Source organism: Pseudohongiella sp. SYSU M77423, from assembly GCF_029911965.1.
In the GTDB taxonomy this organism is placed as follows: Bacteria; Pseudomonadota; Gammaproteobacteria; order Pseudomonadales; family Pseudohongiellaceae; genus Pseudohongiella.
In genome coordinates this window covers 96,256-119,369 of the sequence record NZ_JARYTH010000002.1, presented here as the reverse complement: position 1 = coordinate 119,369, position 23,114 = coordinate 96,256, and the positions used below count along the sequence as shown (strand labels likewise).

Below are 23,114 nucleotides of genomic sequence, written 5' to 3'. Positions count from 1 at the left end.
TTCAGTACCCCGACCAGAACAGATAATCTGCGTAAGCAATCCAACGACCACCCAACGCTGTCAAAAGCCAGGCCAACAGGCACAATAGCGCCATGATCCGATTGACCAGCATCGCAGAATCCACTGCCAGCAGTCCCTTTCGCCACTGGCGCCATAGAATCAGGGAAAGTGTCAGCGCGACAAACAGCGCGGCCATCTTGATAGTGAATACCGGGTTGTAGAAATAGCGTTGCGGGCGGGCCAGAAGAAACGGCAAAGCACTAAACAGCATCAGCGGCAAGGCCCAGAAAAACCAGGGGAACAATCGACCGGCCAGCTCCACGGTATCCTGGCGCCTGGCAGCAATATTCAATACACGCAGACAGATCATGACAATGGAAGCCATCAGCACGATCAGCCCCAGCAGATGCAGGGATTGCATGATGGGCGGCATACCGGGCACAGCTCTGAGGAAATCACCGCTTAGCTGAGGCAGACCACTGTCGCCCAGCCACTGTATTACAGCTTCGCGCACGACCCGCCATCCTTGGGCGTTACCAGCTCAAGCGCTCTGTCCAGACCCAGCGGCCTGGCATACAAAAAGCCCTGCGCGACCTGACAGCGCAGAGTGCGCAACATGCTGACCTGTTCCTCGGTTTCCACCCCTTCGGCTATCACCGACAAGCCCAGATTGTCGCTCAATGACAAAATGGTACGGACCAGGCCCAGGGCGCTATCGTCGCGAGTCATGTTGCTGATAAAACTTTTGTCGATTTTCAGGGTGCTGACAGGATATTGATGAAGGTAGCTCAACGATGAGTAACCGGTACCAAAGTCATCAATAGAGATATCCATGCCTGCCTCACGACACTGCAGGAGCGCCGCTCGCACATGCTGAGCCTGGCGCAACAGCAGGCGTTCGGTTATTTCAATATGAATCTGGTCAGGACGAACACCCGCGTGGTCAACAATCTGCAGAAGATGATCAAGAAAATCCGGTTCGTCGAAGTCATGCGCCGAAAAGTTGATGCTCATGAACAACTGGTCGTTGCCACTGGCATCAACCATGTTTTTCAAAGCATGGCAGGCTTCGTGAAACGCCCACCGGGTCGCCTCAACAATCTGACCTGTATCTTCGGCCAGCGGGATGAAAAGGTCGGGACGCATTCTGCCATGGACAGGATGATGCCAGCGCATCAGTGCTTCAAACCCTACAACGCGGCCACTGGAAATCTCAATAAGTGGCTGATACTCGAGGAACAGCTGATTACCAGCAATGGCCACGCGAAACTCATTGGTCATGCGCACTGCATCCAGCACGCGGGACTGTTGCGCGTGCTCGTGCTCCTGACGCTCCAGGACAGAAGAGTCACCATCAAAATCGCGCAGGGTAGCAGAACGGTGCAGCAAGTCCCGGTAACGCATCAGAATCAGTCGCGCAACAAGGCCAACAATCGGGTTGGCATTGCTGACAGCCTTGCTGAAGTCGGCCTGGGTAATCTCCAGCAACTGGCAGTCTTCAATGGCAGTGATTGTGGCACTGCGTGGGCCTCCGTCGACAATCGCCATCTCACCGATAACGCTGCCGGCCCCGCGCTGAGCCACATTCGAGAGCGAGCCATCTGCCAGCTTTACGCTGATCTGCACGCGCCCTTCCTGGATGAAGTAGGCACAATCTCCCGGGTCGCCCTGGCGCATGATGACCTGCCCGGACCGAAAGATTTTTTCGACCTGAAGAGAGTCTCCCGAAGGCAGTGCCTGAACGTCATTGGAAGGAGGAGAAGCCTGTGTCATATGACCGTTGTTTTCCGTTGTTTTCCGGCAATAAATGCGTTTTATCAACAGCCTGCTGCAAACGTCTCAGCAAAGGACTGTTGCTGCAGCAGTGTACGCTGTAATTGAGTTTCGCTCCAATAAAAAAGGCACCCTAAGGTGCCTTTTAATGACAGGACAGACGCGCCACATATTGCCGCCTGCGAAAATCTGGTCGGAACGGCAGGATTTGAACCTGCGACCCCCACACCCCCAGTGTGGTGCGCTACCAGACTGCGCTACGCCCCGAATAATCCGAGCGGGCATTATACTTGCCCTGCTCCGGCTTGCAAGCCTGAGTGCCAAAATAATAAAAGGCGGCTCGAGGGGGGAACTCCGAGCCGCCTTTTACGTCCGACCACAGGATCAGACCTGCCGTGTTTTACATCTCAAACGTAACACGGCCGTACAGCATACGACCTGTCGGGTCGTACAGGATTGACTCCATGCCGCCCAGCATAGGCACTTTCTGCGGCAGTCGGTCAAACAGGTTACGTGCACCTACCGTGAAAGAGAACTCACCACCCAGAGCATCAAGTCCGGAATAGTTGTAGCTCGCATCCGTGATAGTGGAGGCACGCAGCACCTCAACATTTCGGTAGTTGCTGAAAGGCAGCAAACGCTGGAACGAGAACTTCTCTGCGTCGAAGGTGATCTCGTCAATGTAACGGACAATCACATTGGCACTGTGGTTACCCATATTCCAGCCGATGCTGGCATTGGCTTTCCATTCCGGCATTGGCGGTACGGCGCCGGTCAATGCGTTCTGATTGCCTTTCGCTTCAACCACAGGGCGGTCGGCCGACAGCTGGTAGGTGTAGCTGTCAACATAGGTGGCATCCAGCCCAAAGTTCATGGTACCCCAGTCGCCGATACTGAACAGATAGTCGAATTTCAGGTCCAGCGCAGTGACATCCATTTTGGACGCATTGGTGGAGCTGCTGATGATGCGATCAATCTGCGCGACGTTGTTTGGGTCACGCTGGATCCGCTTGTCAGACAATGGGTTGTTTACCCAGGCTCTGACCTGATCAACTGGCGGCAGACCTGAACCTGAATAACCGGTCGCCTGCCGGAAGTTGAAAAAGTCCGCAGCCAGAATATCAGCGGTAGTAGAGCTGATGATCCGGTCTTCGAAGTTTGTTTCACTCCAGTCGATATCCAGCGTCATGCCATCAAGCAGGTTCAGTGTTACACCAAATGCAGTGGTATCTGCTGACTCAGGCACCAGGTTCGGATTGCCCTGCGAGCAGTTCGCCGTGAAGGCCGCGAAAGTTGTGAATGGATCCGACACGTTGGTCAGACCACAAGATTCCGGCGCATTCAACTGGTTCAGAGTTGGCGCAATAAACGAAGTACCAGTAGTGGCACGCACTGTCAGCCAGTCAGTCGGTATGTATACCAGACCAAATTTCGGATCTGTTGAACTTTGACCCGTGCTGTAGTCTTCGTTACGCACGGCAACCTGTGCTTCCAGCGTATTGAACAAAGGCAGCGACAACTCGACAAAGTAGGCATCAACAGTTCGACCATCGCTGACCGGGAACAGTTGCGTGCCAATGAATACGTCGCCAGTCAGGCTGTGCAGGCTGGGCGTATTGTCGAAACGGTCTTCACGTCTCTGATATCCAACGGCTGCACCCACTTCACCACCGGGCAGCGTAAAACCACCGGGGCTGATTACGCCGTTAAGTACTACATCCAGTGTCTGCAGTGACTCAACATCAAAAACACGGTTCTGTACGTAGGTAGAATCTGCCACGGCCTGAGTATTGAGCGTAGACGGATCAGTCGACACGAACGGTGTAAAACACGCGTCACGGTCGTTGGCGACATCGCAGTTCAGCCCCTGAGTCAGAGCACTCAGGCTGAAGTTATTGGCGCGGCTGTTGTCAGTCTGCTCCGAATACATGTAGCTGGCGGAACCTTCCCAGCCCTCAATCCAGGGTACAGTGAAGTCCGCGCGCAGCGCTGAACGCCAGCCGTGGATCAGGCCAGCACCAACAGTGGAACCGTCTGGACCGAGTTGCGTAGGCAAAGTGCCATGTTTACCCCATGGACGCCATGCAGCAAAGTTAACGTCTTCGTTAAATGGGATACCGGTTGCAGCGCTCGGAGCACGGATGACCATACCGTTGGCGTTGCGATCCGGAACACCATCACCGTTGGCGTCTACCGCATAAAGCTGATTGCCATTGGCATCGACGGCCGGGAATGGGTTACCGGGAATCTCGCCTCGGACGGTCGGAAGCTCACCGACGCGACCACCCGGGTTTGAGGGAGAACCACGGTTGTAAGTGCGGCGCTTGAAGTAGCCCCACTGCCCTGACAAAGTCAAACCAGAACTGAAGTCATACGTGGCATGTGCAAAAGCCTGACCCTGGTCCTGAGCTGCGCGATAGTCCCAGAACTCACCGAAGTCGAACCAGCACTGGCCAGCAAAAGTAAACCCGTTCGGGTTGTTGCCTGGTACCGTTGGATCTTCACGTGTTCCACCACAGTTTGGATCGGAAATCGTACGGAAACTACCTGTAAGATCACCATTGGCATCACGTACAGGAACACGATAACGGCCCGGATTGGGCGTACTGGATGATGTCAGACCAGAGTTAAAATTGTCAGGGCGGTCGATCATCTCCAATCTGCCATTGGAGCGGTATTCACCTGCCACAACGAGATCGATACCGTTCCACTCGGTACCAGCGAGAACGCTGAACTGATCATCAGTGTAGTCGCCACGCGAATCGCCCTGGCGATAGGCTTCAAAACGAACGCCGTCATAGGATTTGCGTGGGACAAAGTTGACAACACCGGCTACGGCCTGCGAGCCATACAATGCGGCAGCGCCATCTGTCACGATATCCATGCGGCCGATCGCGATCTGCGGCAGAAAAGTATTGACGTTGGTGCCGATGACACGCATGCCATCAACCAGATTAAGAGTAGCGCCCGAACCCAGACCACGCAGGTTAATTGAGGTAGATGTGCTTGATGCTCCAGTAAAGGAGTTCTGCGTAACTGATGAGCCCTGGTTAAAGCTCAGGTTATGGATCACGTCACCCATATTGGGTGTGCCTTCAGCGGCGATATCTTCAGCTGAAACCTGAAGGATTGGCGATGCAGCCTGAAAACCTTCCGAACGACGAATAAAGGAGCCAGTTACAACAACTTCTTCGACTTCCGGTGTATTGGAGTCCTGCTGTGCAAGCACGGACGTTGCGGGGAGCATCATGGCGGCAGCGATAGCTGCGGACAACAGTTTTACTCGGGGATTACTAGTGAATTGAGTATTCGACTTCATCCATGGACCTCTTGATGATTCTTATTAGGTTTATGGTCGTCGATGCAGAGGCAATGAATAGCGCCGGTTTTCTCTCCAGAAACCGGGTCGACAGGACGTGCTGACATTCTGAGGACTACACTAAACAACAACTTCCCTCAGGCAGTGACATTATTTTTATTCAATCATACTGCTAGAGCAATAGGAAACGGTGCGACATGCCCCGCTTTCCGGTGATGGACTATATCACTGGAGTCAATGATGTAAAGGAAAAATTCGAAAAAAAACCAGAAAGTCGTCGTGCGAACGTTCGAAAAAGTGATGTCAGGCGCCGTAGAAACTGGCTATTACAGCAGCGCCAGAGCCTCTTCCAGTTCTTTGATCATCTGCTTGAGCTCGGCCTTTTCAACTGCAGCACCCGGTTGCGGTTCCTGATGGCCGCTCATACGCTGACGGGCCCCACCGATGGTGAAACCCTGATCGTATAGCAGGGATTTGATCTGTCTGATCAGGAGGACGTCTTCACGCTGATAGTAGCGGCGATTGCCACGGCGCTTGACGGGTTTAAGCTGGGGAAATTCCTGTTCCCAGTAACGCAGCACATGCGGCTTTACCGTGCAAAGTTCACCCACTTCACCGATGGTAAAGTAGCGCTTTGACGGTATGGGCGGCAGATCCTGCTTGTCACTGGCTTCCGGCATATTTCTCTACCCTCGCCTTTAGCTTTTGGCCAGGACGGAACGTCACCACGCGACGTGCCTTGATAGGAATTTCTTCACCGGTCTTGGGGTTGCGTCCGGGGCGCTGTTTCTTGTCACGCAGATCAAAATTGCCGAATCCAGACAACTTGACCTGTTCGTTGCTTTCCAGGGCCTGGCGAATTTCCTCGAAGAACAGCTCGACCAGTTCTTTGGCCTCTCGCTTGTTAACGCCGAGTTCATCAAACAGACGTTCTGCCATTTCCGCTTTTGTCAGGGCGCCGTTTTGCATGTTCAATTCCTTAACTTAGCATTAAATTTGTCTTCCAGGCCTTTGACGCAACGCTCAATTATGACATTGATCTCGTCGTCGCTAAGAGTGCGCGAAGGATGTTGCCAGGTCAAGCCCAAAGCTACACTTTTTTTGTCACTTTCGACTTTATCACCTTGATAAACATCAAATATTCTAATTCCGAGCAGCTCTGGGCCTGCCAGTTCACGCAAATGCTGCTCAATATCAGCCACAGCCACAGCCCGGTCCAGCACCAGCGCCAGATCACGGCTTACCTCTGGATAGCGTGACAAAGGCTTGAAAGCCGGTACCGTTGCGGCGCGAATCGCAGCCAGATCCAACTCGAACAGGTACACCCGCCCGTTGATATCCAGTGCCCGTTGCAGTGCAGGATCCAGTGCGCCGACCAGTCCAATGCGCTGTCCATCCAGCGCCACAGCGGCCGCCTGGCCGCCATGCAGGGCCTGATGCTCTGCCTTCTCGAAACGGCAGCGTGGCAACAGTGCACCCAGCTCCAGCAGGCCTTCGACATCACCTTTGATGTCAAAGAAATCAACAACTTCCCTGCCCTGAGACCAGGTGGTAGGGAAACGCTCGCCGTAGATCAGACCGGCCAGTCTTTCCGGCTGACGGATTCCTTCAGGCTCAGGCAGAAACACCTGACCGGTCTCGAAGATGCGAACCCGGGTCTGCTGGCGATTTATATTGTGCTGCAATGTCCGCAGCAGCCCTGCCCAAAGGCTGGTACGCATCACCGACATATCTTCCGAGATGGGGTTCTGCAGTGCCACGGGAGCGGGCGATGCAGAAACCTGCGCCATCAGCTTTGGCTCGACAAAGCTGTAGGTGATGACCTGTTGGTAACCCTGTGCTACCAGACGCTCACGGATCCGTGACAGCGCCACTTCGCGCTCGCTGGCCTCAGGCATCTGAGTGCGCATAACAGGGCGTGTCACGGGCAGGCGGTCATAGCCATGGACGCGTGCCACTTCTTCAATCAGATCTGCCTCAATGGCGATATCGTGACGGAATGACGGTACGTCAAAGGTCAGCTCATCTTCCGAGCGACCAACAAGAGTCACTCCCAGACCATTGAGAATACTGATAATTTCCTCTTCATTCAGCTCCATACCGAGCACGCTCGCCAGGTAGGAAGGACGCAGCTTTACCTCGCTGGCAGTTGGCAGCGTACCGGTGCTCTCGGTAACCGGACCCGGCTTGCCACCGGCGATGGCAATCAGCAGCTCGGTTGCGCGCTCCATAGCCAGCGCCTGCAGGTTATAGTCGACACCACGCTCATAACGGTGGGAAGAGTCGGTATGCAGGCCATAGCGGCGCGCCCGGCCAGCCACCGCAAGTGCATCAAAGCAGGCACATTCCAGGAAAATATGCTGGGTCGACTCTGTCACGCTGCTGGGTTCTCCGCCCATGATACCGGCCAGCGCCAAAGGACCACTGGCATCGGTGATCAGCAAGGTATCGGTGGCGGGTTCAACTGATTTGCCGTCCAGCAGTGTCAGCGTGTCGCCCGCCACTGCCTGACGCACGACGATCTCGCCGCTGAGGCGCTCAAGATCGAAAGCGTGCATCGGCTGACCCAGTTCCATCAGCACGTAATTGGTCACATCAACGACAGGATCGATGCTACGCAGTCCACAGCGACGCAGGCGCTCCTGCATCCATAATGGTGTTGTGGCATTAATATCGACATCGCGTATCACTCGTCCCAGGTATCGCGTACAGGCGTCTGGCGCGTCAACACGGACCGGGAAGGTGTCATCAATCTGAGCGGCGACAGGCGTCACCTGCAGATCCTTGAAGCTAAGCTGATTCAGGGTTGCGATCTCGCGTGACAGGCCGCGAATGCTCAGGCAGTCACCCCGGTTAGGCGTCAGATCCAACTCAAAGTATCGATCATCAAGCTGCAGGTACTCTCTGACGTTCTGACCGACGGGTGCATCGGCAGGCAATTCCAGCAGGCCGTCCGATGAATCGGCCATACCCAGCTCTTCGGCCGAGCACAGCATGCCGAAGGACTCAACGCCACGCAGTTTGGCTTTTTTAATACGGAATGGTTTGTCCGGAGACTCACCAGGCAGTTCAGCCCCAAGGGTGGCGTAAGGGACTTTCATGCCTGGCCTGACATTTGGTGCACCGCAGACAACCTGTACCTGCTGACTGCCATCATTGACCTGACAGACGCGTAGTTTGTCAGCATCCGGGTGCGGTTCGACGCTGACCACCTCTGCTACCAGAATACCCGTAAACGCGGCCGCCACCGGGCCTGAGGCGTCCACCTCCAATCCTGCCATGGTCAGCTGATCAATCAGTGCCTGCGGCTCAAGTGGCGTATCCAGCCACTCACGAATCCATTGTTGTGTGAAAATCATGGTAGTTTGCTCTTGGCTATCAGCTCGCGGTTCAGTTGAACTGCCGCAAAAATTTCAGATCATTTTCAAAGAACAGACGCAGATCATTGACGCCATATCGCAGCATGGCGAGACGTTCGACGCCCATGCCAAACGCAAAACCGCGATAACGACTGCTGTCTACGCCGGAGGCCTCCAGCACTTTGGGATGCACCATGCCGCAGCCCAGCACTTCCAGCCAACCGGTCTGTTTGCAAACACGACAGCCCTTGCCTTCGCACATGACACAGCTCATATCGACTTCGGCAGAAGGCTCTGTGAACGGGAAATAGGAAGGACGGAAACGTACTGCCAGATCGGCCTCAAAAAACGCCCGCAGAAACTCTTCCAGCGTGCCTTTCAGATCGGCAAAGCTGACATGCTCATCGATCAGCAGCCCTTCCACCTGGTGGAACATCGGCGTGTGCGTCAGATCGGAGTCGCAGCGGTAGACGCGACCCGGACAGATCATGCGGAACGGCGGTTTGCCCTGCTCCATGACACGCACCTGCACCGGTGATGTGTGGGTGCGCAGTACCCAGGACATCCCGCTGGCAGCAGCGCCTGCAGCTTTCGCGTCAGCGAGGTTTACATAAAAGGTATCGTGCATTGCCCGCGCAGGATGATGCCCAGGAATATTCAATGCCTCAAAGTTGTGGTAATCGTCCTCGATCTCAGGTCCCTCTGCCACGCTGTAACCGGCAGACTGGAACAGCGTCTGAATTCGCTCGATCGTCCGACTCACCGGATGCAGGCCGCCGGCGCTCTGACGACGCCCAGGCAGACTCACATCAACAGTCTCAGCGGCCAGCTGCGCGCTCAGCGCCCGCTCAACCAGAATCTCACGCTGCGCATCAATTGCCTGCTGTACCTGACGCTTGGCCTCATTGATTTTCTCACCGGCCGCCGGTCGCTCTTCGGCTGGCAAAGATCCCAGGCTCTTCAGCAAAGCCGTCAACTGTCCCTTCTTGCCCAGATAATCAACCCGCAGTTGATCAAGCGCGCGCTCATCTGCGCTGGCCGCAACCGCCTCCAGGGCAGTCTGCAAAAGCGAATTTGTGTCGGTCATGGATTCATCCACTCTGCCATGATGATTCTAATACCTGCATGGACCTGCCATGCACAGAACCCTGAATGCACAAAGCCGGCACGGGCAAACAACTCCCGGACCGGCTCTGCAGGAAAGTACCGCGATTGTTACTGTGCCAGGCTAGCTTTAGCCTGGTTGACCAGTGCAGCAAATGCCGCCTTGTCGTGCACAGCCAGATCCGCCATTACACGGCGGTCCACGGCAATATTGGCTTTCTTCAGACCAGCAATCATCTGGCTGTAGGTCATTCCGTTCGCACGAGCCTGCGCGTTGATACGGGTAATCCACAGAGAGCGGAATACACGTTTCTTCGTGCGGCGATCTCGGTAAGCATACTGGCCGGCTTTGATGACTGCCTGGAACGCTACGCGATAGACACGACTACGGGCACCATAATAACCCTTAGCCTGCTTCAGAATTTTTTTGTGACGGCGACGCGCCGTTACGCCACGTTTTACTCGGGCCATATCAGTCTCCTGTCAAAATCCGCTAAGGGTTACACTTTACGCAACATACGATCGATCAACGGCTTATCGCAGGCAGCTACCAGCGAAGTACCGCGCAGATGACGTTTGCGCTTGGTGGTCATTTTGGTGAGGATATGGCTCTTGTTGGCGCTTTTACGCTTCCAGCCAGTGGCTGTTTTTTTGAAGCGTTTGGAAGCACCGCTGTGGGTCTTCATCTTGCTCATTACTGCAACTCCGCATTTATTCGCCATCACTGGCGACTCAGATTAAGTAATAGAAGCCCTGAAACCTATCAGGCCTTCTTCTTTTTGCTTGGTGCCAGAACCATAACGGCCTGGCGACCTTCCATCTTGGGTTCCTGTTCCACCTGACCATATTCCTCCAGATCCTGGCGAATACGGTTCAAGAGTTCCAGTCCAAGATGCTGATGGGCCATTTCACGGCCGCGGAATCGCAAAGATACCTTGGCCTTGTCCCCATCAGACAGGAAACGTATCAGGTTGCGTAGTTTTACCTGATAATCCCCTTCTTCCGTCCCTGGTCGAAACTTGATTTCTTTTAACTGTGTCTTGCGCTGCTTTTTCTTGTTGGCAGCCTTCTGCTTTTTCAGATCGAAGATATGCTTGCCATAGTCCATGACTTTGCACACCGGCGGCTCGGCGTCGGGCGCAATCATCACCAGGTCGAGTTTGGCCTCAGCCGCCTCAGCGCGGGCCTCTTCAATGGTCACTACTCCTTTCTGCTCACCGTTGGCGAGCACCAGACGCACTTCCGTGGCGTCAATGTTTTCGTTGATGACCGGCTTCCTGGAACTACTCTTCATATTTGACAGCGTCTTCTCTCCTGTTCGGATTCAATTTTCATTCAGTGGTCCGACTGGGTTCTGCCGAAGCGCGCAACGTCTGCCTGTAAATGATCGGCAAATGCTTCCAGAGACATGGTACCCAGGTCCTGGCCGTCACGGGTTCGCACCGCCACCTGACCGTTTTCCATCTCACGATCACCGACAACCAGCAAATACGGAACCTTCTGAATGGTGTGCTCGCGGATTTTAAAGCCGATCTTCTCATTTCTCAAGTCCGCACTGACCCGAAAACCCTTTTCGGCCAGCATTTTACGGACTTTTTCGCAATATTCGCCCTGTTTGTCGGTAATATTGAGAATAACTGCCTGCTCCGGTGCCAGCCAGGCTGGCAGCGCGCCGGCGTAATGTTCGATCAAAACACCGATAAAACGTTCGAAGGATCCCAGGATCGCACGGTGCAACATCACTGGTACTTTGCGGCTGCCATCTTCGGCCACATATTGCGCGCCGAGTCGGTCTGGCATCGAGAAATCGACCTGAATCGTGCCGCACTGCTGCACACGACCCATACAATCTTTCAATGAAAACTCAATTTTGGGACCATAGAAGGCGCCCTCGCCCGGCAGCAGTTCCCATGCCAGCCCACTGTTGTCCAGCGCCTGGCGCAGGGCCGCTTCAGAGCGATCCCAGATTTCGTCACTGCCCACACGTTTCTCAGGGCGGGTTGAAAGACGCAGAATGATCTCGTCAAAACCGAAATCGCGATAGACACCAAACAGCAGCTGCATAAAGGAAGCAACTTCGCTCTGAATATCATCTTCAGCGCAGAAAATGTGTGCATCGTCCTGCGTAAAGCTGCGCACCCGCATCAGACCGTGCATGGAACCTGATGGCTCAAAGCGGTGACAGGAGCCGAACTCAGCCAGTCGCAGCGGCAGATCGCGGTAACTCTTCAGGCCCTGATTGAACACCTGCACGTGACAGGGACAGTTCATTGGCTTGATGGCATACATACGGTTTTCTGACTCGACGCTGAACATCTCGTCAGCAAATTTGTCGGCATGTCCGGACTTCTCCCACAGCGTGTAGTCAACCAGCTGTGGTGTGCGGATTTCCTGATAGCCGTGCTGACGCTGCAGCTTCTGCATGTAGTGCTGGATTTCCTGATAGACCGTCCAGCCTTTGGGATGCCAGAACACCATGCCAGGTGCTTCTTCCTGGAAATGGAACAGATCCAGCTTTTTGCCGATCTTGCGATGGTCGCGCTTCTGCTGCTCTTCCAGTCGGAACAGGTAGTCGGCCAGCGCCTTTTTATCCTGCCAGGCAGTGCCGTAAATGCGCTGCAGCATTTCATTGTTCGAGTCACCGCGCCAGTAGGCACCGGCGACCGATGTCAGTTTGAATGCCTTGAACTTGCCAGTGTTGGGCACGTGCGGGCCGCGACACAGGTCAACAAACTCACCCTGGCGATAGAACGACAACTCTTCGTTGCCGGGGATGTCCTTGATGATCTGCACTTTGTACTGTTCGCCCATTTTCTCAAACATGGCTACAGCTTCGTCGCGCGACATGACTTCGCGGCTGACTGGCAGATTTTCATTAACGATGTCACCCATTACCTTTTCGATCTGCTCCAGATCTTCGGGTGTAAAAGGACGCTCGTAAGCGAAGTCGTAATAGAAGCCATCATCGATCACTGGGCCGATGGTAACCTGCGCGTCCGGGAAAAGACGCTGCACCGCCTGCGCCATCAGGTGGGCACAGGAGTGGCGAATCACATCCAGGCCGTCTTCGTCACGATCCGTCACGATGGCCAGCTCGGCATCATTTGCGATCGTGTAGGAAGTATCCACCAGCGTGCCATCGACACGACCGGCCAGAGCGGCCTTGGCCAGGCCGGCACCAATGGATTCTGCCACCTGGGCAACTGTCACGGGTTGTTCAAACGAGCGCTGACTACCGTCGGGGAGTGTGATTACAGGCATAGAAAGTGATGTTCTGAATTCGGTTAACGATGTGGCACCCGCAAAGGAGTGGTAGGCACGACCAGATTCGAACTGGTGACCTCTACCATGTCAAGGTAGCGCTCTAACCAACTGAGCTACGCGCCTGCTATTACAACCTGCAACGTCACAATGACGCCTTTCCATCCTGTCGCGGGATTTGCCGCTGCTTGCGTCAGGTATTCTGCTTCGGGAATCGATTATTTGATGCCCTGCTGATACACCCGCCGTCAAAGGAGTGCGATTATAGGGGCTGATCGGCAAAACTACAACACAAAATCAGGCGTCAACCCGCTGCCATCAGCTGTTTTTTTAATGCCTGGACTTCATCGCGCAGTAATGCCGCTTCTTCGAACTCCAGGTTACGGGCGAGCTCCAGCATTCTTGTTTCGAGGCGGGTAATTTCCTGACCAAGCGCTTTCGGATCCGCAGCCAGCTCGGCAGGCACACTGCCATAGCTGGCAATCTTCTCGGCGACAGCCGCTTTGCCACGTTTACGCTGCCGTCCGCCAGTGACACGATTCTCTGAATAGGCACCTTCCATCACATCCATCACTGATTTTGTAACACCAGCGGGTGTGATGCCGTGCTCCTTGTTAAAGGCCAGCTGGGTTTCACGCCGGCGCTCGCATTCGTCCATGGCACGACGCATGGAGCCGGTAATATTATCGGCGTACAAAATGGCTCGGCCATGAATATTCCGTGCTGCGCGCCCCATCGTCTGAATCAGTGAGCGTTCCGAGCGCAGAAAACCCTCCTTGTCCGCATCAAGAATGGCAACCAGTGACACTTCGGGAATATCCAGCCCCTCACGCAACAGGTTGATGCCCACCAGCACATCAAAATTTCCAAGCCGCAGATCGCGGATGATTTCGGATCGCTCCACTGTATCGATATCCGAATGCAGATACCTTACACGCACGTCGTGATCCATCAGATAATCGGTCAGGTCTTCTGCCATGCGTTTTGTCAGCACCGTCACCAGCACCCGCTCCTGCCGCACCACAACCTGCCGGATTTCCGATAACAGATCGTCTACCTGATTGGCGGCTGGTCGTACATCGACGGCCGGGTCTATCAGACCGGTCGGCCGGACTACCTGGCGAACGACCTGCCCAGAGCGTTGTTCTTCATAGGGGCCAGGTGTGGCTGAGACAAAAATCAACTGCGAGGTCAGCGACTCCCACTCTTCAAATCGCAAGGGACGATTATCCAGCGCGGACGGGAGACGGAAACCATACTGAACCAGTGTCTCCTTGCGCGAGCGGTCGCCTTTGTACATTGCACCAATCTGCGGAATGGACACATGCGACTCATCAACAATCACGAGTGCATCGGGTGGCAGATAATCAAACAGCGTTGGTGGCGGCTGCCCGGCAGCGCGGCCAGACAGATAACGCGAATAGTTTTCGATGCCGGTGCAGTAGCCGAGCTCGCTCATCATTTCCAGATCAAAGCGCGTGCGCTGCGCCAGACGCTGTGCCTCTACCAGCTGATGATTACTCTCCAGCTGCGTCACACGCTCATTCAACTCTTCCTTGATCTGCTCCAGCGCTTCCATCACTTTTTCCCGGGGCGTCACATAGTGTGACTTCGGAAATACAGTGAGTCGCGGCACCTTTCTGACAACCTCACCTGTCAGAGGGTCAAAAAACGACAAACCTTCTATCTCGTCATCAAACAGCTCCACTCTTATGGCGTACTGCTCTGAATCGGCCGGATAGATATCAATCACGTCTCCGCGCACGCGATAGGTCGCTCGCTGCAGATCCATATCATTTCTGGTGTACTGCATGTCTGCAAGCCGCCGCAGAATGTAGCGCTGATCCACTTTGTCGCCGCGATCCAGGTGCAACACCATTTGCAGATACGACCCAGGATCACCCAGACCATAGATAGCTGAAACAGTCGCCACCACGATGACGTCGCGCCGCTCTAGCAGCGCCTTGGTTGCAGACAGACGCATCTGTTCAATATGATCATTGATTGAGGCGTCTTTCTCAATATAGGTATCAGAGGAAGGAACGTATGCTTCAGGCTGGTAGTAATCGTAGTAGGAAACAAAATACTCGACGGCATTGTCCGGAAAGAACTCTGCGAACTCGCCGTAAAGTTGTGCCGCCAGCGTTTTGTTGGGCGCCATCACCAGAGCCGGACGTTGTGTCTGCGCAATTACATTGGCAATCGTGAAGGTTTTACCGGAACCGGTTACGCCCAGCAGCGTTTGGGCATGCAGCCCCTCTTCCAGCCCCTCGCTCAGACATCTGATCGCTTCGGGCTGGTCACCTGCGGGCTTGAATGCGGACTTCATACTAAAGGGTATACTCATCCGCCCAGTATACACAGATGTCCGCGCGCGACGGTAGTCACCAGTCTGTCCGACACGCCAGACCGGACCACCTTAAAGACAGTGTAAATTTTGCACATCAGAGGTTGACCCCCCGCAAAAATCTCATTAGTATACGCGTCCTGTTGGGGCCACGACACATGGCCAACATTACTGCCCAATAGCTCAATGGTAGAGTAGGTGACTGTTAATCACTTGGTTCCTGGTTCGAGTCCAGGTTGGGCAGCCAAACTCTGAAAGACCTCATCAATACCCCCTGTAAATTGCTAACCAGCAAACGATTGCGCAGCAGCGTGGTCGCGACAGGTCTTTGTCTGCAAAATCATCCGTGTAATTGGCCTTTGTCGGCTGGAACGACCGGCTCTGTTCAAGCCTTGCTCGACTGTGGTTATAATCAGCCACTCGTTTAACCTTATCACCACGAACCGGGAATGCATTATGACCTTAACTACTCGCTACAGACATGTATTGATGGCCCTGTTGTTCGGTAGCGCCCTATCGCTCGCCGCCTGCTCGGGAGAAGACACCCCATCAACCGAGGACGTCGCACAAACTGCCGAGAATGTTGCCGAGACCGTTGCACAGACGGCGGAAGATGCAGCTGCTGCAGTATCCGATGCAGTTGATCAGGTCACCGACGACGATACAACCATGACCGGCAACCCGGTGGTTGTGATGACGACCAGCATGGGTGATGTGGAAATTGAGCTGTGGCAGGACGAAGCCCCGATAACCGTCGCCAACTTTCTGCGTTATGTCGACAATGACCTGTATGACGGTCTGACATTTCACCGCGTAATTCCTGGCTTCATGGTTCAGGGCGGCGGCTACGATGAGGATTTTGTCGAGCTGTCAGGCTATCCGGCCATCAAGAACGAAGCCAGCGCCGAACTGAGCAATGATCGCGGCACCATCGCCATGGCGCGCACCCAGGTTGTCGACAGCGCCACCAGCCAGTTCTTCATTAACCTGGTCGACAACGACTTTCTGAATCACCGCAGCACCAATCCCCAGGAGTTTGGTTATGCAGTGTTTGGTGAGGTGATCAGTGGCATGGAAGTCATGGATGAAATTGCACGGGTCCAGACCACCAGCCAGCGCGGCCATCAGGACGTGCCGGTGGAGCCGGTCATGATCGTATCAATTGACCGTCGATAGAAATTGACGCGGAGTCCCGGGGCTGTGCGGGACTAGCGTTTGTGCAGCGGTGTCACCTTGGCAGTAGCCGAGGACACCGCTGGCAGTTCAACCACCTGATCTGATGACACAACCCACAGTGGATCATCATGCAGATCATCAGGCTGAAAGCCATCCACAGCGCTGATCAGAACCTGACGTATCTGCTGTAGATCCAGCATTCGACAGGCACGTTCCAACTCTGCCAGCATCGGCTCCAGCTCTTCCCAGGTTAGAAAGTCTTCCTCAGCCCGCATGATTTTGGGGTGTTCAGTGCCCGTAACTGACTCGCCGATCAACAGCTCTTCAAACAGCTTTTCACCAGGACGCAGGCCGGTATATTCGATGGCGATGTCGCCATGGTAGGCATTCTCATCTTTAACATCGTAGCCCATCAGGTGAATCATCTTGCGGGCCAGATCCACAATTCTGATTGGGTCGTGCATATCCAGCACAAAGACGTCACCGCCACTGGCCATCGAACCTGCCTGAATCACCAGCTGTGCGGCCTCTTCCACCGTCATGAAATAACGTGTGACCTCAGGGTGCGTCACAGTAACCGGCCCGCCCTCACTGATCTGGCGTCGGAACAGCGGCACTACCGACCCGGATGAACCCAGCACATTGCCAAACCTGACCATGCTGAAACAGGTACCCTTCTGTCTCGCTGCCAACGCCTGGAGCACCTGTTCGGCGAAGCGTTTGGTGGCACCCATGACATTGGTGGGACGCACCGCCTTGTCAGTGGAGATCAGCACAAAATGTCGAACTCCGGCATTCATTGCGGCCTGCGCGGCAATCGCGGTGCCAAAGATATTATTGTAGGCACCCTCCACTACATTTTTTTCGACCATCGGTACCTGCTTGTAAGCAGCCACATGATAGACCGTCTCAATGCTGAAGCGATTGATCACCGCGTCCATCAGCGTTCGATTGCAGACGTTACCCAGCATCGCCACAATCTCGGTGCTGGAGCCTTCTGCCCGCAAGCCCTGCAGCTCAAGCTCCAGGTCGTAGAGTCCAAACTCAAAACTGTCCAGCAGTATCAGGCGCTCTGGTTCCAGACCAACAATCTGCCGACACAGCTCAGAACCGATGGAGCCAGCCGCTCCCGTAACCAGTACCGAGCGGCCAGTAATGCAGGCGCCCATCAACTCTACGTCAGGCGGTACAATGTCACGACCCAGCAGGTCTTCAATGTCGATGTCGCGCACTTCATCAACATGAAACTTGCCTGAACGCATATCAAACAGCTCAGGCACTGTTTTCACATGAACTGGCAGATGCTCAAGACGATTGAGTATTTCCTTGCGCTCGGCATGTGTTGCAGACGGGATTGCCAGCAGGATCTGACGTACAGAGAAGTTGTTGATCAGCTCTGATAACGATGAGGGACTGTAGACACGCACGCCGCTGACGGTGCTGCCGATGATGTGACGGCTGTCATCCACAAAGGCTACCGGCAAATACTGATTGCCATTCTGCAGTGCTGCAACCAGCTGCATACCCGAGCTGCCGGCACCGTAAATAATCACGGGCTCTTTGGGGCGGAAGTTCTGTATCAGGCTCTGCAGCACCATCTTGGCCACAAAGCGGCTGCCACCGATGCTCAGCAGAGCAATCATCCAGAACATCGGAACAACGGCGTTGTTGGGTGACTCGGGTGACAGAATAAGATAGTAGACTGCACCGAACAGTACCGCAGCAACCGACACACCCTGCAGGACGATAAATCCCGATTGCACGCCCATGTAAAGCAGCAGCGCGCGGTAAAGACCTATTCGGTAGAATCCGCCGACGCTGATCATGATGGCGGCAGCGAAATAGAGCGTAAGACGCTCGCCCTGCCCCTCTGCGCCGATCCCCAGCATGTTGAATGACAACCAGGTTGCCAGGGCCAGCATGAGCCCGTCTGCCAGCATCAGCAGTATCTGCTTGACGGTGCGGGACAAGGGGATGGTGTATAGGTTCATTGACGCTCCCTGTTTCCGGCGCCCAGCAGGGCTGCCACGATCATTAACGGTACTATACCAGATATGGCAAATAACACCCCATATTCGGGTCTGGTCAGAGCCAGCCATGCCAGGGGCAGCGACCACAGGACATTGACCATCATATAAGCTGCTGTAACCCTGAGATGACTGCCCCATCGCCGCGACAGATGCTGGTAGGCATGCGTGCTGTGCCCTTCAGTAATTGAATGGCCGGCCAGCAGACGACGCAGCAGGGTCAGCGTGGTATCCGCAATGAACGTGGCCATCAGCAATACCCACACCCAGACTGACAGCACTCCATTGAAATGTGTGATAAGGCCCAGAAGTCCCAGGAAAAAGCCCAGGAATGTGCTGCCAACGTCACCCATAAACAGCCTGGCGGGCGGGACATTCCAATACAGAAACCCTAATGTCGCGGCAAACAGCGCGGCACATACCAGCATCAGGGGATCATCCAGGCGCCACAGCAGCAGGCCAGCAGCCGCGCAGACAAACAGACACTGGGCAGCTGCCAGCGTATCGATGCCATCCATGAAGTTATAGAGATTTAACAGCCAGACCAGAGCCAGCATAAGTATCAGCGCCTGCAACCAGCTGGGCATCACCAGCCAGCCACTGAAAAATGGCTCTGGCACAGGGCCCAGCAGCCACAACGCAGATGCCGCGCTGATCAAATGCAGAGGGAGGCGGATGCGCACCGGCAGCGCTTTGAAATCATCTATAAAGCCGACCATGGCCACCGGCAGGGCGCAAGCAAGGATCAGCGTATTCTGGAGAGTCAGGGTGCCAGAAAAAAGCAGTACCGCAATCGCCAGTGCAAGACCTGTCACTATCGCGGCGCCACCACCACGCGGCACCGCCTGCTGATGAGCACTGCGTGCAACCGGCACGTCCAGTAAATGACGCCGCCCTACGACCACCAGCAGGGAGCACAGACACCAGGCTGCAAGCAGGCCTGTCAGCAATGCCAGGATGTCCGTTCCAGTAATGAGATGACCAGCCAGGTCCTGGCCGGATGTGTCCTGCATGCTTTATCCAGTTATTACAGAAAAGGGGCTAAACAGCCCCTATTCTAACGTATTCACTGTCACATGTGCGTAAACAGAATCACTCGCCGTCACTGGACAATCGAATTTTGTGGCGATTACGCTCAAGCGTTGCCTTGCCAATCCCGCGAACACGCTCCAGGTGATCAACCTGTTCAAAGTCACCGTGCTCTTCGCGGTAGGCAATGATGTCCAGCGCACGAGTCATACCCACACCATCCAGTGCGAGTGCCAGCGTATCAGCATCGGCTGTATTGATATTCACCTGGTCCTCGACCAGCAGCGCCATGTCTGCGGTGTCAGGTGCATCATCTGACTGGGCATGAGAGACCGTGGCACCAAACAAAGCCAGTGTCAGCATGCTGAACATGGCTGACCGGCGAAGAAAACGTATTACTGAAATTGCTGATTGAGACATGAGGAAACTCCTTTTCCGATTGTGTATTTCTCAATTGATCAAATCATCCATGAGCCGCCAATACTAACGGGCGTCGTACTGGTTTTAGCACACCATGGATCAATTGCCAGAAATTTCCTCAAGAATGGCCTGAAGTTTGACATCCGGATGGCGCGCGCGGGTTATCGGACGACCAATCACCAGATAATTACTGCCTGCATGGACAGCATCACCTGGCGTCACAATGCGCTTCTGGTCATCCGCCGCATCACCTGCAGGGCGGATCCCGGGCGTCACCAGCAGGAAGTTTTCACTCAGCAGCTTACGCAGCGACGCAGCTTCTGATGCGGAACAGACCACGCCATCCATGCCGCCTTCCTGGGCAATGGCAGCCAGGCGCTGGACCTGTTCCTCTGTCGCCCGGGAAATCCCCTGAGCCATCAGATCTTCTTCTGCCATGCTGGTCAGCACCGTGACGGCAACCAGCAGTGGTTTGTGATCGCTGTCGGCCAGCGCTTCACGCGCGGCCCGCATCATTGCTTCACCGCCACTGGCGTGCAGGGTCAGCATCCACACGCCCAGTTCGGCAGCCGCGGCAACTGCTTTGGCCACAGTATTGGGAATGTCGTGGAACTTAAGGTCCAGAAAAACTTCAAAGCCGCGCTGCTGGACTTCCCGCACCAGATCCGGGCCAAAACGGGTAAAGAGCTCCTTGCCAACTTTGACGCGACAGCTTTGCGGTGAAAGTTTATCAAGCAGCGTCATTGCATCAGCACGATTATCAAAATCCAGGGCCACGATGATGCGATTGTTGTCGTTCACAGAGCTTCTCCTTGAATGAGGCAATCCATACCAACTAATAAATCTGGTGATAAAAAAAGAGTCAGATATCACGTTCCGCGGGCGGGAATCGTGGTCGCTGTTTAAGTTCCTTTTCCAGGCGGCGAATGCGCATGCGAAGTTTCATGTCGCGAACCAGGCCAGCTCCAAGAATCACGCCAGCGAGTCCACCAACACAGAATGCAGCGATTATCCAAAGCGCGAGCGGGCGCGCCGAAAAACTCACAAATCCGAACGACAACGGCACCGGTGTTGTATTCCACAGACTGAAGGCGGTGCTGAGCAGCACAACCATCAGCAACAGCAGAATCAGCAACCAGCGTTTCATGCCTTGCATATATTGACTCTCCACAAAATAAAAGCGGCGATATTCTTGCGAATTCGCCGCTTTATTAACTGTCAGGGAAGCGTGTCCGCCGACCGCAAAATCATCACTGCTCCATAGAGCTGTTCACACGGTCACGCAGTTCTTTGCCGGGCTTGAAGTGCGGCACATACTTTCCACTTAGATTCACCGGGGTGCCCGTTTTCGGATTACGTCCGACACGTGGTACCCGGTAATGCAGTGAAAAGCTGCCAAACCCGCGGATTTCAATTCGCCCGCCGTCTGACAAAGCCTCGGACATATACTCAATGATCGACTTGACGGCAAACTCACAGTCTCTTGCTGACAACTGTGTCTGTTTTGCTGCAATGCGCTCGATAAGCTCTGACTTTGTCATAACGATTCCCTGCCAGTATTATTTCTTTTCCATTTCGGCTTTGATCAGATCACCAATCGTGGTCGGGCCAGAGGCTGGCGCTTCCTGATTTTTGTGATCCTGAATCGCGGCTTTCTCGTCGTCAATTTCGATTGCCTTGACAGAAAGACCCAGTACACGATTCTTGCGATCAACGCTGACAACTTTAACTGTGATCTCGTCACCAGCATTCAGCACATTGCGGGCATCTTCGACTTTGTCACGGCTGATTTCGGACGCGCGCAGCGTACCAGTGATGCCGTTACCGAGGTCTACAGTTGCAGACTTGGCGTCAACTTCGGAGATGGTGCCCTTGACAATGCTGCCCTTGTCGAACTCACCGACGTAGTTGGCGAACGGATCGTCAGACAGTTGCTTGATGCCCAGAGAAATACGCTCACGTTCCGGGTCGATGGACAGGATGACTGTCTCGATTTCATCGCCTTTCTTGTAGTTGCGCACGGCTTCTTCGCCAGTCTCATCCCAGGAGATGTCAGACAGGTGAACCAGGCCATCGATGTTGCCTTCCAGGCCGATAAAGATACCAAAGTCAGTGATTGACTTGATGCTGCCAGAGATCTTGTCGCCCTTGTTGTACTGCTCGGCGAAACGATCCCATGGATTCTGGAAGCACTGCTTGATACCCAGAGAAATACGACGACGCTCTTCGTCGATATCCAGGATCATCACTTCCACTTCATCGCCCAGCTGTACGATCTTGGACGGGTGAACGTTCTTGTTGGTCCAATCCATTTCGGATACGTGAACCAGACCTTCAACGCCCTCTTCCAGCTCCGCAAAACAGCCGTAGTCGGTCAGGTTGGTAACACGCGCCTTGACCTTGGTGTTTTCCGGATAACGGGACTTGATATCTACCCATGGATCTTCGCCCAGCTGCTTCAGGCCCAGAGATACGCGATTACGCTCACGGTCGTACTTCAGTACTTTAACCTTGATCTCATCGCCAACATTGACGATTTCGCTTGGGTGCTTGATACGCTTCCAGGACATGTCAGTGATGTGCAACAGACCATCAACACCGCCCAGGTCAACAAACGCGCCGTAGTCGGTCAGGTTCTTGACGATACCCTTGATGACCAGGCCTTCCTGCAGCGTAGCCAGCAGTTCGTCGCGCTCTTCCGAGCTGACAGCTTCCAGCACGGCACGACGTGAAACAACCACGTTGTTGCGCTTCTGATCCAGTTTGATCAGTTTGAATTCCAGCAGCTGGCCTTCCAGGTGCGCGGTATCGCGAATCGGGCGAATGTCCACCAGAGAGCCTGGCAGGAACGCGCGGATGTTGTTGAGGTCGACAGTGAAACCACCTTTGACCTTGCCGTTGATGATACCCTTGACCACTTCGTTCTTTTCGAAAGCCGCTTCCAGCTCCATCCAGGACTCGGCACGCTTGGCCTTCTCTCTGGACAGACGAGTTTCACCGAAACCGTCTTCTACGGTTTCCAGCGCCACTTTAACTTCGTCACCGATGTTCAGGGTAAATTCGCCATCTTCATCCAGGAACTGGCTCTTGGGGATGACGCCTTCGGATTTCAGTCCGGCATGGACGGTCACCCAGTCTGAGTCGATGTTTACAACGGTGCCGGTCACGATTGCGCCGGGGGTCATGTCTACATCGTTCAGACTCTGTTCAAATAATTCAGCGAAACTTTCACTCATGTTTAATCCTGTTAAATAATCAGGCCGCGGGATCACCTCGGTGGGTGTCAACGTGGCTTCTTT

The 23,114-nt window shown here is 54.5% G+C and carries 20 protein-coding genes and 3 tRNA genes; 2 read left to right on the top strand and 21 right to left on the bottom strand.

All coding sequences use genetic code 11. The features are described from left to right. Nucleotide 1: 1 nt before the first annotated feature. The 14 genes from QGM61_RS04375 to uvrB form a co-directional block, all read right to left on the bottom strand. Nucleotides 2-514, bottom strand: coding sequence for a DUF6644 family protein (locus QGM61_RS04375; RefSeq protein WP_237134209.1), 513 nt, complete (start codon nt 512-514; stop codon nt 2-4). Then, on the bottom strand, nt 499-1,773 hold the full coding sequence (locus tag QGM61_RS04370; RefSeq protein ID WP_237134210.1) for an EAL domain-containing protein: 1,275 nt from the start codon (nt 1,771-1,773) through the stop codon (nt 499-501). The genes QGM61_RS04375 and QGM61_RS04370 overlap by 16 nt, the downstream gene beginning before the upstream one ends. A gap of 190 nt (nt 1,774-1,963) precedes the next feature. Then, nucleotides 1,964-2,040, bottom strand: a tRNA-Pro gene (locus QGM61_RS04365). A 133-nt stretch (nt 2,041-2,173) separates the two neighbouring features. Then, nucleotides 2,174-5,092 (bottom strand): TonB-dependent receptor plug domain-containing protein, encoded by a 2,919-nt coding sequence (locus QGM61_RS04360; RefSeq protein ID WP_281132132.1) that lies wholly within the window; start codon nt 5,090-5,092, stop codon nt 2,174-2,176. A 326-nt stretch (nt 5,093-5,418) separates the two neighbouring features. Then, nucleotides 5,419-5,772, bottom strand: a complete 354-nt coding sequence (locus QGM61_RS04355; protein WP_237134212.1) for a MerR family transcriptional regulator — start codon at nt 5,770-5,772, stop codon at nt 5,419-5,421. Next, nucleotides 5,756-6,061, bottom strand: a complete 306-nt coding sequence (ihfA, locus tag QGM61_RS04350; protein ID WP_237134213.1) for an integration host factor subunit alpha — start codon at nt 6,059-6,061, stop codon at nt 5,756-5,758. The genes QGM61_RS04355 and ihfA overlap by 17 nt, the downstream gene beginning before the upstream one ends. Nucleotides 6,062-6,063: 2 nt before the next feature. Beyond that, nucleotides 6,064-8,451: a phenylalanine--tRNA ligase subunit beta gene (pheT, locus tag QGM61_RS04345; RefSeq protein ID WP_281132131.1), complete on the bottom strand. Its 2,388-nt coding sequence runs from the start codon at nt 8,449-8,451 to the stop codon at nt 6,064-6,066. Between the two features lie 31 nt (nt 8,452-8,482). Next, nucleotides 8,483-9,538: a phenylalanine--tRNA ligase subunit alpha gene (pheS, locus tag QGM61_RS04340; protein ID WP_237134215.1), complete on the bottom strand. Its 1,056-nt coding sequence runs from the start codon at nt 9,536-9,538 to the stop codon at nt 8,483-8,485. A gap of 128 nt (nt 9,539-9,666) precedes the next feature. Continuing rightward, on the bottom strand, nt 9,667-10,026 hold the full coding sequence (gene rplT / locus QGM61_RS04335) for a 50S ribosomal protein L20 (protein WP_237134216.1): 360 nt from the start codon (nt 10,024-10,026) through the stop codon (nt 9,667-9,669). 29 nt (nt 10,027-10,055) lie between these two features. Then, nucleotides 10,056-10,250 (bottom strand): 50S ribosomal protein L35, encoded by a 195-nt coding sequence (gene rpmI, locus QGM61_RS04330; protein WP_237134217.1) that lies wholly within the window; start codon nt 10,248-10,250, stop codon nt 10,056-10,058. A gap of 68 nt (nt 10,251-10,318) precedes the next feature. Continuing rightward, nucleotides 10,319-10,849: a translation initiation factor IF-3 gene (infC, locus tag QGM61_RS04325; protein ID WP_411268276.1), complete on the bottom strand. Its 531-nt coding sequence runs from the start codon at nt 10,847-10,849 to the stop codon at nt 10,319-10,321. Nucleotides 10,850-10,890: 41 nt separating this feature from the next. Continuing rightward, the gene (thrS, locus tag QGM61_RS04320) at nt 10,891-12,816 is read right to left on the bottom strand and encodes a threonine--tRNA ligase (protein WP_281132130.1); all 1,926 of its coding nucleotides are present in this window, start codon (nt 12,814-12,816) and stop codon (nt 10,891-10,893) included. Between the two features lie 49 nt (nt 12,817-12,865). Beyond that, nucleotides 12,866-12,942, bottom strand: a tRNA-Val gene (locus tag QGM61_RS04315). Nucleotides 12,943-13,120: 178 nt separating this feature from the next. Beyond that, a complete protein-coding gene (uvrB, locus tag QGM61_RS04310; RefSeq protein ID WP_411268277.1) occupies nt 13,121-15,145 on the bottom strand; it encodes an excinuclease ABC subunit UvrB in 2,025 nt (674 codons plus the stop codon). 190 nt (nt 15,146-15,335) lie between these two features. Here uvrB and QGM61_RS04305 point away from each other — a divergent pair. Both QGM61_RS04305 and QGM61_RS04300 read left to right on the top strand, forming a co-directional pair. Further along, nucleotides 15,336-15,410: transfer RNA gene (locus tag QGM61_RS04305), tRNA-Asn, on the top strand. 209 nt (nt 15,411-15,619) lie between these two features. After that, complete coding sequence (locus QGM61_RS04300) at nt 15,620-16,339, top strand: peptidylprolyl isomerase (protein WP_317622138.1); 720 nt, start codon at nt 15,620-15,622, stop codon at nt 16,337-16,339. Between the two features lie 32 nt (nt 16,340-16,371). On the opposite strand, the gene QGM61_RS04295 is transcribed toward QGM61_RS04300, so the two are convergent. From QGM61_RS04295 to rpsA, 7 genes are all read right to left on the bottom strand, one after another. Beyond that, on the bottom strand, nt 16,372-18,330 hold the full coding sequence (locus tag QGM61_RS04295) for a polysaccharide biosynthesis protein (protein WP_281132129.1): 1,959 nt from the start codon (nt 18,328-18,330) through the stop codon (nt 16,372-16,374). Next, nucleotides 18,327-19,379, bottom strand: coding sequence for an MraY family glycosyltransferase (locus tag QGM61_RS04290; protein WP_281132128.1), 1,053 nt, complete (start codon nt 19,377-19,379; stop codon nt 18,327-18,329). The genes QGM61_RS04295 and QGM61_RS04290 overlap by 4 nt, the downstream gene beginning before the upstream one ends. A gap of 79 nt (nt 19,380-19,458) precedes the next feature. Next, entirely contained in the window at nt 19,459-19,815 is a 357-nt protein-coding gene (locus QGM61_RS04285; RefSeq protein WP_237134222.1) for a ComEA family DNA-binding protein, read from the bottom strand. Between the two features lie 99 nt (nt 19,816-19,914). Beyond that, nucleotides 19,915-20,616: an orotidine-5'-phosphate decarboxylase gene (pyrF, locus tag QGM61_RS04280; RefSeq protein ID WP_281132127.1), complete on the bottom strand. Its 702-nt coding sequence runs from the start codon at nt 20,614-20,616 to the stop codon at nt 19,915-19,917. 61 nt (nt 20,617-20,677) lie between these two features. Then, entirely contained in the window at nt 20,678-20,971 is a 294-nt protein-coding gene (locus QGM61_RS04275; protein ID WP_237134224.1) for a lipopolysaccharide assembly LapA domain-containing protein, read from the bottom strand. A 94-nt stretch (nt 20,972-21,065) separates the two neighbouring features. Further along, entirely contained in the window at nt 21,066-21,356 is a 291-nt protein-coding gene (ihfB, locus tag QGM61_RS04270; protein ID WP_237134225.1) for an integration host factor subunit beta, read from the bottom strand. A gap of 18 nt (nt 21,357-21,374) precedes the next feature. Beyond that, a complete protein-coding gene (rpsA, locus tag QGM61_RS04265) occupies nt 21,375-23,051 on the bottom strand; it encodes a 30S ribosomal protein S1 (RefSeq protein WP_237134226.1) in 1,677 nt (558 codons plus the stop codon). Nucleotides 23,052-23,114 lie beyond the last annotated feature (63 nt).